Raw genomic sequence first — 15,009 nt, 5'->3', positions numbered from 1 at the left:
GGGTGTTCACAGGACGTGTCGCAGGGCGCGGTCACGGATCATGAGCGCGGCTCGCTTGTCGGGCAGGGCCACTTCCGCCGCAAAGCGGAAGCCGCCGCTGAGGAAGGCAGAAACGGAAGGGGTGTTGTGGATGTCGGGTTCGGCGACGACCCGGGTGCAGTGGGGACGGTGGTCAAGAACCAGATCGGCGACGGCCCTCAGGATCCTGGTGCCGATGCCGCGCCCCCGGTCGCTACCGCTTCCAAGCAGTAGATGGACTCCCGTGTCGTGGGGGCGCGCCGGGTAGTGCCGGGCGAGCGGGTCGAGGTCTGCACGGTAGATCTCGAAGTAGCTCATGGGTGTGCCGTTGAGGACGCCGAGGCAGGGGACGCTCCGGCCATCGCCTTCGACCTGGGAACGAAGATGTCCGATGGTGACGCTCTCGGGGCCGGCGAGCTCCCAGAAGGCCGCCACGGCAGGGTCGTTCATCCACCGGGCGATCAGGGGGACATCCCTTTCGATGCGCGCAGGGACGAGCTGGAAGGAGCCGAGAGCAGTGTCGGTGGGACCCCAGGCGGCGACGGAGTCCAGGAGGTCGCCGTCGAGGAGGGCGGCAAGGTCGTCGGCCCTCAGATTGAGGGTGTCGTCCCCGGGTGGATCGGCCGGTGGGCGGATGGGTGGCACGGTGTCGCTCTTCTCTCGACGGCGTGGTGGGGTGCGGCATTCCGCCCGCGGACTCAGGTGCGAAGGGGGTTGGTGACGGTGACGTAGACGGACTGGGTGTCGACCGGCCCGACGAGCTCGTCCAGACCGTGCAGTCGGGTGAGCAAATTGGCCTTGCTGCGCAGGTGTGTGGCTTCCAAGAGGCGGTGGGGAAGGGGAGATCCCAGGCTGGTGGCAGAGGCGAGGAAGCTGCGGAATGCAGCGAGCAGGATTCGTTCGTCAGCAAGGTGCTGGGAACCGAAGGCCCCGATCAGGCCGAGGACGTTGTTGATGCCGAGGTAATAGGCGAAGCGCTCGTCGGTGACCTGGTCGGAGACGAAGGTGTCACTGAGGGCACCGATGCCGGGGAGGCGAGCCTCCAGTTCCTCGCGGCGGGACTCGCGGAAGTAGTAGCCCTGGTTGTCGCGGTAGCGACCGCCGATCGGCCAGCCGTTCGGGTCGAGGAGCACCAGGGTGTTCTGTTGGTGGGCTTCCAAGGCGATGCCGGCGTTTCCGTCGAGCCAAAGCACGGGGCGGACGACCTGGTCGAGATAGCGGAGGAACCATTCGGCTGCAACGGCGTTCACGGGGCGGCCGGTTCGGACGGAGAGGCGGCCGATGACGTCGGCGAGCCGGGAGCGCATGCCGGCGGCTCCGGGCCAGGGGCGTGGGGTGGTGAGCGAGGCGATGCAAACGGCGTCGTCCCCGGGACCGAAGGGGTTGTGGCGAATCATGACGTCGAGGCCGGGGACGGGGGTGCCGTCCGGGGTGTCGACGGCGAGCCAGGCAGGGTCCCGGACGATGTCGAAGCTCGGGTGGGCGGCCTGCCACTCGTCGACGAGACCGGTACGGAGCAGACGGTGGACCTCGACACCGCGGTGGAGCTCTTTGCGGAGGTTCTCACGACGCGAGTTGGTGATGCGCAGGCCGAGGGAGAGTTTGAGCATGGCCCGTGCACCGGGTCGATGCACGGTGCGGACGGAGGAGGTCGGATGCCAAGGGCTGCCGTGGCGGCCCAGGTCGTGGAGGAGGCCGGCGTCGAGGAGCTCTCGGACCTCGGGGCGGTGCACCAGCTCCCTCGCCTGCCAGGGATGCAGGGGCAGCGGGGCGGTCCCCGAGGGGAACGGGAGCCCCTCGGCGAGTCCGGAGGCGAGCTGCTCGGCGCTGACCGGGCGGCCCTGTTCGGTCCAGGCGGAGTCGGTGGCCAGGAGGGAACGGTCGACGGCCATCCAATGGAGCGGGAAGGAACCGCGGACCTCAGGCGAATAGAGCCGCCCCTCGGCTTCTGAGAGTCCTTCGCGGCTCTTGGGGGTGGGATGGAGCGGGTGCCCCAGCAGCAAGGACTGCTCTGCGGCGAGGAAGAGATCGGCCTCCGGGTGCGGCTGAGGTCGGCAGCGGCACTCGGCGAGGAAGTCGGCGGTCCGCCGGGTGGAGTCGGCGACCCGGCCGACGAGGTCGATGCCCTCGGAACGGCCCGTCTCGCGGTTGAGCAGTGCGGCCACCGTGACGGCGTCAACGGTCGGCGCGGCAGCCGGAAGGCCTTCGAGGGCGGGAGTGCCGAAGCGGTGCCAACCCGTGGGCGACCAGTACCGGACGGGGACGAGGAGGGCGGTGCCGCTGGCATCCAGAGGAACGCGCAGCGCGGTCGAGTCGGGTTCCGGCAGGTTCGTCTCCCGCACCCAGCAGCGGAGGAGGTTCTCGACGGCGGCAGCATCAGCGGCGCGCAGCGGATCGGGGTCGTCCAAAGGGTCGGGACCGGTGGCCGGGCGGGGTGAAGGTCGCTGCTCCGGTCCGGTGTGCTGACGCGGGACGGTGGGTTCTTCGGTGGAGTGGGCTTCTACTCGAAGGAGTTCGGAAGAGAGGGGTTCGGAACGGGCAAACCCTGCGGGTGTGGTTTCGGGGTGGAAGGTCCCCGTACGGAGGTTCTCGGGGTGCACGGCTTCTGTGTGCCCGGTCCCCAGATGAAGGGGCTGCGCGTGGTGGGGTCCGGGAGCGAGGGGGGCTTCGGGGGTGAGGGCCGGAGTGGCGGGGGTGGCGTTCACGGGACTTCCTTGGGGGTGGGGCCGGAGCGGTCCGGTTCAGTGGGACGGTCCGATGGTGTTGCGCGGGGCCGTGCCCCGGCGGGAGACGGGCGGGTGGAGGGTGTGGGCCCGTTCGGCCATGGCCAGGGCGTCGGCGAAGCGGTCCAGGACTGCGGTGGTCTGCTCGTCGGTGAGGGTGAGCGGGGGGAGGAGGCGGACCACTGCGGAGTGGCGACCACCGAGCTCGACGATGAGCCCGCGGGCGAGACACTCCTGCTGGACGGCAAGTGCCAGTGCGGGGGCGGGCGGCGGAACGAGATCGTCCGGGCTTCCCGCTTCGGGATCGACGAGTTCGATGCCGATCATCAGGCCCCGACCGCGGACATCGCCGATGCAGGGATGGCCGTTGGCGAGGTCGCGGAGTTGGGCGAGGATGCGGGCGCCGAGGGCGCCGGCCCGTTCGGCGAGCTCGTTCTCCCGGACGTACCGGAGGGTGGCCGTGCCGGCAGCCATGGCGAGTTGGTTGCCACGGAAGGTACCGGCGTGGGTGCCGGGCTCCCAGACGTCGAGCGCGGATCTGTACACGATGACCGCAAGGGGGAGGGAACCGCCGATCGCCTTGGACAGGACCATGACGTCGGGCACGATCCCGCTGTGCTCGACTGCCCAGAAGGCGCCGGTGCGCCCGACTCCGGTCTGGACTTCGTCGACGACGAGCGGCACGGAGCGGTCGGCCGTGATCCGACGCATGCTACGCATCCAAGCGTCGGGGGCGGGGATGACCCCGCCCTCGCCCTGGACGGCTTCCACGATCATTCCGGCAGGGGTGGTGACGCCGCTCTTGGGGTCGTCGAGGAGGGTCTCGGTCCAACGGGCAGCCAGTTGGGCACCGCGCTCGCCACCGACGCCGAAGGGACAGCGGTACTGCTGTGGATAGGGAAGCCTCGTGACGCGGCCGGTGGTCGCGCCCCCGGAAGCCTCCAGGGCGCCGGCCGTCATGCCGTGGTAGGCGCCGGTGAAGGCGAGAAGGCCGTTCCGGCCGGTGGCGGTGCGGACCAGGGTGAGGGCGGCCTCGACGGCGTCCGTACCCGCCGGTCCGCAGAACTGGATGCGGGCGTCGTCGGCGAGTTCACCGGGGAGGGTGGCGAACAGCTCTGAGGTGAAGGCGTCCTTGAGGGGGGTGGCGAGGTCGAGGACGTGCAGGGGGGCGCCCGAGTCGAGGACCTTCCTGATCGCTTCCAGGACGACGGGGTGGTTGTGGCCCAGGGCGAGCGTCCCCGCACCGGACAGGCAGTCCAGATAACGGCGCCCGTCGGCACCTTCGATGGTCACTCCCCGGGCCCTTACCGGGACGATCGGCAGGGAGCGTGCGTAGGTGCGCGCGGCGGACTCGCGCTGTGACTGGCGGCGCAGGATGCCTTCGTGCTCGCCTCCTCGGTCCGCCGGCCTGGTCTGGGTGCGCGCGGCCGGTGGGACGGCCGGAGCTGGTTCGGTCACGGCCACGGCTCGGTGTCCTCCCGCGGTAACGGTTGCATTGCACATCAGAGTGGCGCGCGGACCCCCGTAAAGGTCGTCCTGGCGCCGACTTTGCGTCCCCCGTACGTACCAACGACGGGAGCTGCCCGAGATCACGGGCCGGAGGGCAGGAACTTGGCGTGTCCCGGATCACTGCGCAACAACGATCGAAGAGTGCCGGAACCGGGACCGGGGCGCGTACCGTCCCCTCCGGCACCGGCATAGTGGGGCGGTCGGTCGTGTCCGCACGACTCGACCGCTGTTCGCCATGCACAAGTTGACGTAGTCCCAGGGGGATCACGAGATGCGATCGATTCGTCCGCTGCTGATGGCGGCTTCTGCCGTCGCGGCGCTGACGCTCACCGTCACGGCCTGCGGCCCGAGCGAGGAGAACGCGGGGGACAAACCCTCCGCACCCATAAGCCTGGACCCGAACAAGATCAAGATTCCGGAGGACCTGAAGGACCGCCTGAAGGAGCACGGGATCGATCTCGATCAGTGGCGGAACGGCGAGTGGAAGAACTGGGACCGCGACAAGTGGCTGCGCGAGGCCAAGGACTTCGTCAACCCGATCATCGAGGACCTCTGGGATACGGACCGGATGCGCAGGGCCGAGCGCCCCGACAAGCCGGTTGAGGAGGAGGACATCTCGGGTGACGAGGGCGTCACCGATCCGACTCCGGTTCCCGTACGGGCAAGGGCCGTGACGGCGAAGTACCACGCCCATGCCCCCGAATCGGGAAAGGTCTTCTTCGACGGCCCCGAGGGGTCGATGGTCTGCTCGGCCACGGTCGTGAAGGATCCGGCGCACCCGGGCAAGTCCAACATGGTCTGGACGGCTGGTCACTGCGTGCACAAGGGCAAGCAGGGCGGCTGGTACCGCAACATCGCCTTCGTGCCCTCGTACAACGACTCGGCCCTGTCGACCTCGGACTTGGAGAAGGCGACGCGGGAACAGATCGCACCGTACGGCGTGTGGTGGGCGGACTGGGTCAAGACCTCGGACCAGTGGATCGCCGAGGGTGCGTCGACCGGGGGCGCCGGGGCTCCCTATGACTTCGCGGTCATCAAGGTGACTCCGGAGAAGGGGAGTTCGGGGAAGTCCCTGGAGGAGACGGTCGGTTCTGCGCTTCCGGTGGAGTTCAACGCTCCGGCGGTGCCGAAGATCGCAAGTCTGACGGCAACCGGTTACCCGGCCGCACCGCCGTTCGACGGCCAGAAGATGTACCAGTGCGCGGACAGGCCGGGCCGGCTGTCGCTGAAGGCGGACCAGCCGACGATGTACCGGATCGGCTGCTCGATGACCGGTGGTTCGTCGGGCGGCGGCTGGGTCGCCGAAGGCAGCGACGGCAAGCCCGCCCTGGTGTCGAACACCTCGATCGGCCCGTCGACGGCCGGTTGGCTCGCCGGACCGCGGCTCGGCCCGGAGGCCAAGGCGCTCTTCGACGAGGTCAGCCAGAAGTACGCCGGCCAGTAGGCGTGGCACGGAGGCGGGCCCTTCGGGTCCCGCCTCTTCTCCTGCCCGTCGGGCGCCCTGAGCGGGCCGGGGTACTCGCCTCCGCCCGGGCGGAGGCGTATCGGATCGACCGCACCAGGAGCGGTGGTCCCACGGGCGGCGGCTGGCGCCGCGCGCTGCCGAACGCCACGGCGATGCCCGTGTCGGACGGCTCGCTCGCCCCGGTCCGTCGGCCGTGGCGGGCGGACCGGGTCACGGTCGGCCGCAAGACGGCCGGCGGAGGTTCAGCCGCCGGGCCGGCGCCCCCACCACGGGACGGGGCGCTGCCCCTCCCTTGGTGGGGAGGGGCAGCGCCCCGTGAGGTGGTGGTCGATCAGTGCGCGGCGGGAACGTGCGGCGCGAGCAGCGCCGCCAGCTCCTCGTGCACCCGCGCCTTGAGCAGGGTGCCCTCGGAGGTGTGCTCCTCGGACTCCACCTCGCCCTCGGCGTGCACCCGCGACACCAGACCGCCCTGGGTGTAGGGCACCAGGACCTCCAGCGCGACCTGCGGGCGCGGCAGCTCGGAGTCGATGAGCGCGAGCAGTTCGTCGATGCCCTGGCCGGATCGGGCCGAGACCACGATGGAGTGCTTCTCCATCCGCAGCAAACGCTGGAGGACCAGCGGATCGGCCGCGTCCGCCTTGTTGACGACGACGATCTCCGGCACGTTCACCGCGCCGACGTCACGGAAGACCTCGCGCACGGCGGCCAGCTGCTCCTCCGGCGCCGGGTGCGAGCCGTCCACCACGTGCAGGATGAGGTCGGAATCGGCGACCTCTTCCATGGTGGAACGGAAGGCCTCGACCAGGTGGTGCGGCAGGTGCCGGACGAAGCCGACGGTGTCAGCCAGGGTGTAGACCCGGCCGGTGGGCGTCTCGGCCCGACGGACGGTCGGGTCGAGGGTGGCGAACAGCGCGTTCTCCACGAGTACCCCCGCACCGGTGAGCCGGTTGAGCAGGGACGACTTTCCGGCGTTGGTGTACCCGGCGATGGCGACCGACGGCACCTTGTTCCGGCGGCGCTCCTGCCGCTTGATGTCACGGCCGGTCTTCATCTCCGCGATCTCCCGGCGCATCTTCGCCATCTTCTCGCGGATCCGACGCCGGTCGGTCTCGATCTTGGTCTCACCGGGACCACGGGTGGCCATGCCGCCACCGCCGCCGCCGCCCATCTGACGCGAGAGCGACTGACCCCAGCCGCGCAGTCGCGGAAGCATGTACTGCATCTGTGCGAGTGCGACCTGCGCCTTGCCCTCTCGGGACTTGGCGTGCTGGGCGAAGATGTCGAGGATGAGGGCGGTCCTGTCGACCACCTTGACCTTGACGACGTCTTCGAGGGCGATGAGCTGGCCGGGGCTGAGCTCACCGTCGCAGACCACGGTGTCGGCGCCGGTTTCGAGCACGATGTCACGCAGCTCGCGCGCCTTGCCCGAACCGATGAAGGTGGCCGGGTCCGGCTTGTCCCGGCGCTGGATCACGCCGTCGAGCACGAGGGCGCCCGCCGTCTCGGCAAGGGCCGCGAGCTCCGCGAGGGAGTTCTCCGCGTCCTGCACCGTCCCCGAGGTCCAGACGCCGACCAGCACGACGCGCTCCAGGCGCAGCTGGCGGTACTCGACCTCGGTGACGTCCTCAAGCTCGGTGGAGAGCCCGGCGACACGGCGCAGGGCCGCTCGCTCGGAGCGGTCGAACTGATCGCCGTCCCGCTCTCCGTCGATCTCGTGGCTCCAGGCGACGTCCTCTTCCATCAGGGCATCGGCCCGAAGGCTCTCGGTACGGTTCGTCTCCGCGAAGCTCTGGTCGTCCTGGGAAGGGGAAGAAGAGGAGGTCATTGGATCCTTACGTCGGGTGAAGAAATGTGTCCGTACTGGTCAGAACGCTCGCGGGCACCGGAAGATTCCCGGCCCGGCCGCATCGCCGACCTGAAGATGGTGACACGGCCGGGACGGGGCCGTCACCCCGGTTTCGGGGCGCTCGACGCGGTGTCGACCGGGCGGCTGCGCCAGTCGGAGTGCCCGGGCATGGCCGGGGTCTTCGCCTCGTAGAGCCAGCCCTGGAAGAAGGCACTGAGATCCCGGCCGGCGACCTCGCCGGCCAGCGCCGTGAAGTCGGCGGTGGTGGCGGTACCGTCCCGGTGCTCGGTGACCCAACGACGCTCCAGGCGTTGGAAGGCACGGGTGCCGATCTCCTGGCGGAGGGCGTAGAGGACGAGGGCGCTGCCGTCGTAGACGACGGGCCGGAAGAGACTGATCTTGTGGGTGGCGGAAGGGGGCTCCGGAGCTGCCGGCGGACCGCCGTCGGCGCGCCAGGCGTCGGAGGCGGCGTAGGCGGCCTTCATCCGGCGCTCCAGGGACTTCCCCGCGGTCTCCTCCGCGTACAGCGCCTCGTACCAACTGGCGTGTCCCTCGTTGAGCCACAGGTCGGACCAGGTGCGGGGGGAGACGCTGTCGCCGAACCACTGGTGGGCCAGTTCGTGGACCATGACGGCGTCGACGTACCACTCGGGGTAGGCCGGTTCGGTGAAGAGACCGCGTTCGAAGAGCGAGAGGGTCTGGGTCTCCAGCTCGAAACCGGTGTCCGCGTCGGCGATCAGCACGCCGTACGTCTCGAAGGGGTACGGGCCGACCTGCCGTTCCATCCATTCCAGGTGGCCGGGGGTGCGGCGGAGCCAGGGTTCCATGCGTTCCCGGTCGGCGGTGGCCACCACGTCCCGCACGGGCAGACCGTGCGGACCCGCGCGGTGGACGACGCTGGACCGGCCGATGGAGACCTGTGCGAGCTCGGTGGCCATGGGGTGCCGGGTGCGGTAGGTCCAGGTGGTGGTGGGTCCGTGGTCGACGCGGCCGGCGGGGAGGCCGTTCGCCACCACGGTGAGTCCGCTGGGGGCGGTGACCCGGAAGGTGAAGTACGCCTTGTCCGAGGGGTGGTCGTTGGAGGGGAAGACCCGGTGGGCGGCGTTGGCCTGGTTGGCCATGGCGAGGCCGTCGCTGGTGCGGACCCAGCCGCCGGTCGCTGCGGGCCCCCGGGGGTCACTGGTGTGGGTGACGGTGATCTCGACCTCCTCCCCCGCGTCGATCGGCGCGATCGGGGTGACGACGAGGTCCTCGCCACTGCCCGTGTGGCGGGCCGGGAGTCCGTCGACGGTGACGGCGGAGACCGTGCCGTGCGTGAAGTCGAGGTTGAGCCGTTCCAGGTCCTCGGTAGCGCGCGCATCGATCCGGGTCACGGCATCGAGCGGCTCGGTGTTCACCCCGGAGTAGGTGAGGTCGAGGGTGTACGCGAGGACGTCGTATCCGGGGTTGCCGAGGTGCGGGAAGAGCGGGTCCCCGATGCCGAGCGGCGCCGGGGCGGGCGTTGCGGCGGCGACGAGCCCGACCGAGGCGGCGACCAGGGCGGTGGAGCGGAGCCACCTCGCGCGGGGCGGGGAGGTGCGGACGAGCGGCATGGGCCAGGGCCTTTCCGAGGGAGTGGCCCTACGGCTACCAGGGCTGCAGCCGCTCGCCGGGGCGGCGCGCTCGCCGGCCACCCGAAGGGGGTCATCCCGGAGCGGGGGGTGAAGCCCCGCAGTGGCGCCCGCGTCGGGCGGGCGTCACGCCCCGCGCGGTTCGCCCGAGGTCCGGTGGCGGGCGCGGCTCACGTCGTACACCCCCGGGACCTCGCGCATGGCCCGCATGAGGGCGGCGAGCTCGGTGGCGTCGGGGAGGTGCAGGGTGTAGGTGTGGCGGACCCGCTGCTCGGTGGGCGGCTCGACGTTCGCGGAGACGACGGCGGCCCCGGCGGTGGCGATGGCCTCGGTGAGGTCGGCGAGCAGCCCGGGCCGTCCGAAGGACTCGGCGACGAGGGTGACCCGGCCCTGGGCGGTGTCGCCCCAGCTGACCGGGAGGGGCTCACGGCCGAGGCGGCGCATGGCGTCGACGGCCGAGCAGCCGGTGCGGTGGACGGTGACCGATCTGCCGCGCACCCGGAACCCGGTGATCGCGTCGGGCGGTACGGGAGTGCAGCAACCGGCCGGGCGGACGGCGGTCGGCGGCTCACCGTCCAGGTCGACGTGGAGTTCGGCACCGGAACGGCGGTCGGCCGCGATGCTGACCTGCGGCCGGGGCTCGGCCGTCGCCAGGGGGGTGCTCTCGGGATGCGCTTCGAGCCAGCCGGTGATCGCGATCCGGGCGGCGGGGGTCCTTGCGTGATCCAGCCATTCCGGGGACGGGCCGGAGGCTCCGTCCTGGGCGAGCAGCAGTTGGACGGCGTCCCCGTCTCCGAGGACGGTGCTCAGCGGTGCGAGCCGACCGTTGACCCGGGCGCCGAGGCAGGCGTGGGCCGCGTCGCCGTGCTGTGCGTAGGCCGCGTCGACGCAACTGGCACCGGCGGGCAGGCTGATCGTGCCGGGGGTGCTGCCGTCCGCGCGGAAGACGGTGATCTCGTCGTCCTCGGCGAGGTCGGCGCGGAGCGAGGACCAGAAGGTGTCGGGGTCGGGGGCGGACTGCTGCCAGTCCAGGAGCCGGGAGAGCCAGCCCGGACGGGTGGGGTCGACGCGCTCCGCGTCCTCGGCGGGGACGCCGGATTGCTCGGTGGGCACCTGACCCATGTGGGGGTTGCCGAGGGCGACGACCCCCGCTTCGGCGACCTTGTGCATGCGGTGGGTGCGGATGAGGACCTCGGCGACGGTGCCGTCGGGAGCCGCGATCGCGGTGTGCAGCGATTGGTAGAGGTTGAACTTGGGGTTCGCGATGAAGTCCTTGAACTCGGAGACCACCGGTGTGAAGCAGGTGTGGAGTTCGCCGAGCACCGCGTAGCAGTCGGCGTCCTCGGCGACCAGGACGAGCAGCCGGCCGAAGTCGCAGCCGCGCAGTTCGCCGCGCTTGAGGCGGACCCGGTGGACGGAGACGAAGTGCCGGGGGCGGACGAGGACCTCGGCGCCGATGCCCGCCTCGCGCAGGACGGCAGCGGCCTGTTCGGCGACGGCGCCGAGTTCGTCGGCGGCGCCGGGGTTCCCGGCGATGAGCGCACGGGTGGTCTCGTACTCCTCGGGGTGGAGGATCGCGAAGACCAGGTCCTCCAGCTCGGTCTTGAGGGCTTGGACGCCGAGTCGCTCCGCGAGCGGGATGAGGACGTCCCGGGTGACCTTGGCGATCCTGACCTGCTTCTCGGGGCGCATCACCCCGAGGGTGCGCATGTTGTGGAGGCGGTCGGCGAGTTTGATCGACATGACGCGGACGTCACTGCCGGTGGCCACGAGCATCTTGCGGAAGGTCTCGGGTTCGGCGGCGGCACCGTAGTCGATCTTCTCCACCTTGGTGACGCCGTCGACGAGGTGGGCGACCTCGGCGCCGAACTCCCGGCGCACCTGGTCGAGCGTCACCTCGGTGTCCTCGACCGTGTCGTGGAGGAGGGAGGCGGTCAGGGTCGTGGTCTCGGCACCGAGTTCGGCGAGGATCAGGGTGACCGCCAGCGGATGGGTGATGTACGGCTCGCCGCTCTTGCGGAACTGGCCGCGGTGCGAGGACTCCGCGAGGACGTACGCCCGGCGGAGCACCGTCAGGTCGGCCTCGGGGTGGTGGGCGCGGTGCGCATCGGCCACGTGGCTGATGGCATCGGGCAGGCGGTCACGCGGGGCCGGTCCGGCCGTGGCGCCGAGGAGGGCGGCGCGACCGAGGCGGCGCAGGTCGATCCGGGGGCGTCCGCGTCTGCGGACGGCCACATCGGCGTCCGCGGGCTCGACCGCACTCACGGGGTTGGTGGCCTCTGCGCTCATGGGGCACCTCCGGCAGCATCGACCGGCGGTGAGCGGGCCAGGCGTGCCCGGGGGGCCGGTGCTTGATGCTACCGACCCCACCACGTGGCGCAGTCGCGCTCTCGCCCAGCGTGAACCGGATCACCCATTCGAGCGACAAATCAGTCGTTGACAGTTTCGATTCCGTCGGGCGTCGCCGCATCGGGGAGCTCCAGCCACGCCGGGTCGACGGTGCCTTCGGCGACGATGACGGCCGGTCCCGTCATGTCGATCCGGCCGTCGGGGTGCTCGGTGATCACCAGAGTGCCGCCGAGCACGTCCACGGTGTACGTGACGGGGGTGCCGCTCTCGGCCGGGTCGAGACCGTCCCGGCGGGCGGTGGCGACGGCGACGGCGCACGCACCGGTGCCGCAGGACCTGGTCTCGGAGGCCCCCCGCTCGTGGACCCGCATGGCGACGTGACGGGGCCCCCGGTCGGCAACGAACTCGATGTTCACCCCGTCCGGGTAGACCGCGGCCGGCTCGTACGGCGGCTCGTCGTACAGGTTTCCGGCGTGGGCCAGGTCCGCCACGAAGGCGACCGCGTGGGGGTTGCCCATGTTCACGTTCCGCGCGGGCCAGCTGCGGCCGTCGACGGTGACGGTCACCCCGGCCTCGGGGAGCGCCGCACGGCCCATGGCCACGGTGACGGAGCCGTCCTTGTCCAGGTGGACGTGCTTGGTCCCGGCGCGCGTGGCGACCGCGAGCTCACCGGTGGTCACGTGTCCCGCGTGCTCCAGGTAGCGGGCGAAGACCCGGACTCCGTTCCCGCACATCTCGGCGACCGAGCCGTCGGCGTTGCGGTAGTCCATGAACCACTCGGCTTCGCCGGCCAGGTGGCGTGCTTCGGGGTGGGCGGCGCTGCGCACCACGTGCAGCAGGCCGTCGGCCCCGATGCCGGCCCGTCGGTCACAGAGCCGCGCCACGACGGCTGCGGGAAGGTCGACGGCGTTCTGCGCATCGGGGACGATCACGAAGTCGTTCTCGGTGCCGTGGCCCTTGAGGAAGGGGAGCGGCTGGATCGGCGAGGTCTGCGTGCTGGTCACGCGATCAACTGTACGGGCCGGCCGCGCGGGACGGGACGGTCCGTCCACAGGACGGAACCCGGGCGGCCGGCCGTACCGGGAGGGAGCACCGGCGAGGGTGCGACGAGGGGCGGACGTCGACTCAGCGGAGCCGGGCCACGCGCCAGACGGCGAGGGCGACCAGGGCCACGGTCGTCGATGCGTACAGGGCGAGGACGCGCCAGTTGGGACGCTCACCCGAGCCGCGTTGCGGGAGCCCCGGCCAGGTGTGGCCCACCTTGCGGGCGGCCATCATGCCCCAGCCCGCCGCGCAGGAACTGATCAACACTCCGAGCATGGCGACGACGGCGCCGCCGTCACCGGATCCGAAGGCGAGCGGGAAGGCGAACATCAGGGAGCCGAGCGCCGCCAGGGCCACGATCGGGGCGAGTTGCCAGATCCTCAGTCGGCGTTGGGGACGCAGCTCGACCTCGACCTCGTCGGTGTCGACCTCGACGGCGGTGCCGACCGCGTCGTCGGGTCCGTCAGGCGTCAGCCCCGGCGCTCCGGCCGGGGCGTCGGCCGCCGGGCGGCCCGGTGTGCCGGCCGACGGATCCGCCGTCGGTTCACCCAGGGCCGCTCCGCGCTGTTCTGTGTCGCGAGGGCCGGCCTCCATCGCCACGCGCCCTCCCCACTCGGACTTCACTCGGTCGATCGATGCTCGATGATGGCACGCTCGTGACCGTCGAAATGACGGGCAGTGCGTCCCGATGCCATCACGTGATCAGGCTGTAACCGCTCGTTCGACCAACGAGAGCGCCTCCCGCGGGAGTTCCCCGCGGTGATCAGCGGCTCCGCTGAGCCAGTGCACGCGCGGGTCGCGCCGGAACCACGAGTCCTGGCGGCGGGCGAAGCGCTTCGTGGCCCGCACGGTCTCGGCACGCGCCTCGTCCTCGGTACACCCTCCCGCGAGCGCCGCGAGGACCTGCTGGTAGCCGAGGGCGCGGGCTGCCGTGCGCCCTTCCCGCAGCCCGCGCGCCTCCAGATCGCGCACCTCGTCGACGAGACCCGCCTCCCACATCCGGTCCACGCGCGTGGCGATCCGTTCGTCGAGCTCGGGGCGGGCCACGTCGACCCCGATCTGGACGGTGTCGTAGACGGAGTCGGGCCCCGGCAGGTTGGCGGTGAAGGGCTTTCCGGTGATCTCGATCACTTCCAGGGCCCGGACGATGCGGCGCCCGTTGCTGGGCAGGATCGAGCGCGCCGCCTCGGGGTCGGCCGCGGCGAGCCGGGCGTGCAGGACGCCGGAGCCGCGCTCCTCCAGCTCGCCCTCGAGCCGGGCCCGGACGGCGGGATCGGTGCCCGGGAACTCCAGGGCGTCCACGGCCCCCCGTACGTACAGCCCGGAGCCGCCGACGAGAACCGGGGTGCGCCCCGCGGCGAGCAGCCGATCGATCTCGGCGCGGGCGAGCCGCTGGTACTCGGCGACGCTGGCGGCCTCGGTCACGTCCCAGATGTCGAGGAGGTGGTGCGGGATGCCGCCGCGCTCCTCCACCGTCAGTTTGGCGGTCCCGATGTCCATCCCCCGGTAGAGCTGCATCGAGTCGGCATTGACGACCTCGCCGCCGAGCTGTTGGGCCAGAAAAACGCCCAGATCGGACTTTCCGGCTGCGGTGGGGCCGACGATGGCGATGACCCGCGGGGCGGGGGCTGCTCTTCTCACCGTCCCAGTCTCGCAAACCTCCCACACCGTCCCGAACGAACCGGACGGCGGGTGCGGTCCCGCCCCCGCCGTCCGGTGCTGATTCCGGCCGCGGGTCCCCTCCGTGCCCCTTCACGCCGAGTACGCTATGGAATGAATGCGGGCGTTTTCGCAATGTTTTGCCACGCGGACGAAGGGCGAGGGCGAGGCCTCTTCGGAGGGGACCGGAAGGGCTTCCGGAGCCGGCGCCGCGGCACGGGACGACATCGGCGGCGCGGACCGGTGCGGATGCGCGGTCACCGGCGGATGCCGCTCGGCGCGGACGCCAAGGCCCCGGTCCCTCCGCCGCGCGGTCGGCCCGGGGGCGGCGACGAAGCGGGCGACGGCGCCTGCGGACGGCCTCCGGACTCCGGGGGTGGTGCACGGAACGGACGAGACGAACACGGACCCCAGAGGTCCGCGGAGGGAAGGTGCCCCATGGGTCTCCTGGATTCGCTGAAGGCAAAGCTCGCCCCGGCCAAGGACAAGGTCGCCGACCTCGCACAGCAGCACGGGGAGAAGATCGACCACGGCCTGGACAAGGCAGCGAAGATGGTCGACGAGAGGACCAAGGGCAAGTACAGCGACAAGATCCAATCGGGTACGGGCAAGGCCAAGGACGCCATTGACCGCATCGGCCACAAGGACGGGGGCACGCCCGGTGGTGGAGGAGCGACGCCGCCGGCCGCCTGACGTCCCGCGTCCACCCTTGTGTCCCCGTACGGCGGACGGGCCCGGAACAGAGGGGAGGCGGGCCGGCCGCCCGCCGGGCGCGGCCCCCCCAGC

11 protein-coding genes are annotated in these 15,009 nt (G+C 71.4%); 2 read left to right on the top strand and 9 right to left on the bottom strand.

What is annotated here, in order from left to right:
- Window positions 1-6 precede the first annotated feature (6 nt).
- From ACFW22_RS26870 to ACFW22_RS26860, 3 genes are read right to left on the bottom strand one after another with little or no spacing between them, the layout of a single operon-like run.
- The gene (locus tag ACFW22_RS26870; protein WP_386409290.1) at window positions 7-720 is read right to left on the bottom strand and encodes a GNAT family N-acetyltransferase; all 714 of its coding nucleotides are present in this window, start codon (window positions 718-720) and stop codon (window positions 7-9) included.
- Complete coding sequence (locus tag ACFW22_RS26865; protein WP_386409226.1) at window positions 717-2,723, bottom strand: IucA/IucC family protein; 2,007 nt, start codon at window positions 2,721-2,723, stop codon at window positions 717-719. The genes ACFW22_RS26870 and ACFW22_RS26865 overlap by 4 nt, the downstream gene beginning before the upstream one ends.
- A 36-nt stretch (window positions 2,724-2,759) precedes the next feature.
- Window positions 2,760-4,205, bottom strand: a complete 1,446-nt coding sequence (locus ACFW22_RS26860; protein ID WP_386409224.1) for a diaminobutyrate--2-oxoglutarate transaminase family protein — start codon at window positions 4,203-4,205, stop codon at window positions 2,760-2,762.
- A 316-nt stretch (window positions 4,206-4,521) separates the two neighbouring features.
- On the opposite strand from ACFW22_RS26860, the gene ACFW22_RS26855 reads away from it, so the two are divergent.
- Complete coding sequence (locus tag ACFW22_RS26855; protein ID WP_386409222.1) at window positions 4,522-5,694, top strand: trypsin-like serine peptidase; 1,173 nt, start codon at window positions 4,522-4,524, stop codon at window positions 5,692-5,694.
- A 352-nt stretch (window positions 5,695-6,046) separates the two neighbouring features.
- On the opposite strand, the gene hflX is transcribed toward ACFW22_RS26855, so the two are convergent.
- From hflX to miaA, 6 genes are all read right to left on the bottom strand, one after another.
- Complete coding sequence (gene hflX, locus ACFW22_RS26850; RefSeq protein ID WP_386409220.1) at window positions 6,047-7,540, bottom strand: GTPase HflX; 1,494 nt, start codon at window positions 7,538-7,540, stop codon at window positions 6,047-6,049.
- Between the two features lie 122 nt (window positions 7,541-7,662).
- Entirely contained in the window at window positions 7,663-9,153 is a 1,491-nt protein-coding gene (locus tag ACFW22_RS26845; protein WP_386409217.1) for a M1 family metallopeptidase, read from the bottom strand.
- A 144-nt stretch (window positions 9,154-9,297) separates the two neighbouring features.
- Window positions 9,298-11,460 (bottom strand): RelA/SpoT family protein, encoded by a 2,163-nt coding sequence (locus ACFW22_RS26840; RefSeq protein ID WP_386409215.1) that lies wholly within the window; start codon window positions 11,458-11,460, stop codon window positions 9,298-9,300.
- Window positions 11,461-11,600: 140 nt separating this feature from the next.
- The gene (dapF, locus tag ACFW22_RS26835; RefSeq protein WP_386409213.1) at window positions 11,601-12,524 is read right to left on the bottom strand and encodes a diaminopimelate epimerase; all 924 of its coding nucleotides are present in this window, start codon (window positions 12,522-12,524) and stop codon (window positions 11,601-11,603) included.
- 121 nt (window positions 12,525-12,645) lie between these two features.
- Complete coding sequence (locus tag ACFW22_RS26830; RefSeq protein ID WP_386409288.1) at window positions 12,646-13,158, bottom strand: hypothetical protein; 513 nt, start codon at window positions 13,156-13,158, stop codon at window positions 12,646-12,648.
- Between the two features lie 108 nt (window positions 13,159-13,266).
- The gene (miaA, locus tag ACFW22_RS26825; protein WP_386409211.1) at window positions 13,267-14,205 is read right to left on the bottom strand and encodes a tRNA (adenosine(37)-N6)-dimethylallyltransferase MiaA; all 939 of its coding nucleotides are present in this window, start codon (window positions 14,203-14,205) and stop codon (window positions 13,267-13,269) included.
- 456 nt (window positions 14,206-14,661) lie between these two features.
- Here miaA and ACFW22_RS26820 point away from each other — a divergent pair, with 456 nt between their 5' ends.
- Entirely contained in the window at window positions 14,662-14,916 is a 255-nt protein-coding gene (locus ACFW22_RS26820) for an antitoxin (protein WP_386409209.1), read from the top strand.
- Window positions 14,917-15,009 lie beyond the last annotated feature (93 nt).

Source organism: Streptomyces sp. NPDC058872 (assembly GCF_042743065.1).
Lineage (GTDB): Bacteria > Actinomycetota > Actinomycetes > Streptomycetales > Streptomycetaceae > Streptomyces.
The sequence above is the reverse complement of the archived record's forward strand: the minus strand, read 5'-3'. Positions and strand labels throughout refer to the sequence as shown.

What these genes read in the sequence shown, in the direction of transcription:
- ACFW22_RS26855 (WP_386409222.1), top strand. Translation starts at nt 4,522, where the DNA reads ATGCGATCGATTCGTCCGCTGCTGATGGCGGCTTCTGCCGTCGCGGCG.
- hflX (WP_386409220.1), bottom strand. Translation starts at nt 7,540, where the DNA reads ATGACCTCCTCTTCTTCCCCTTCCCAGGACGACCAGAGCTTCGCGGAG.
- ACFW22_RS26845 (WP_386409217.1), bottom strand. Translation starts at nt 9,153, where the DNA reads ATGCCGCTCGTCCGCACCTCCCCGCCCCGCGCGAGGTGGCTCCGCTCC.
- ACFW22_RS26840 (WP_386409215.1), bottom strand. Translation starts at nt 11,460, where the DNA reads ATGAGCGCAGAGGCCACCAACCCCGTGAGTGCGGTCGAGCCCGCGGAC.
- ACFW22_RS26830 (WP_386409288.1), bottom strand. Translation starts at nt 13,158, where the DNA reads ATGGAGGCCGGCCCTCGCGACACAGAACAGCGCGGAGCGGCCCTGGGT.
- ACFW22_RS26820 (WP_386409209.1), top strand. Translation starts at nt 14,662, where the DNA reads ATGGGTCTCCTGGATTCGCTGAAGGCAAAGCTCGCCCCGGCCAAGGAC.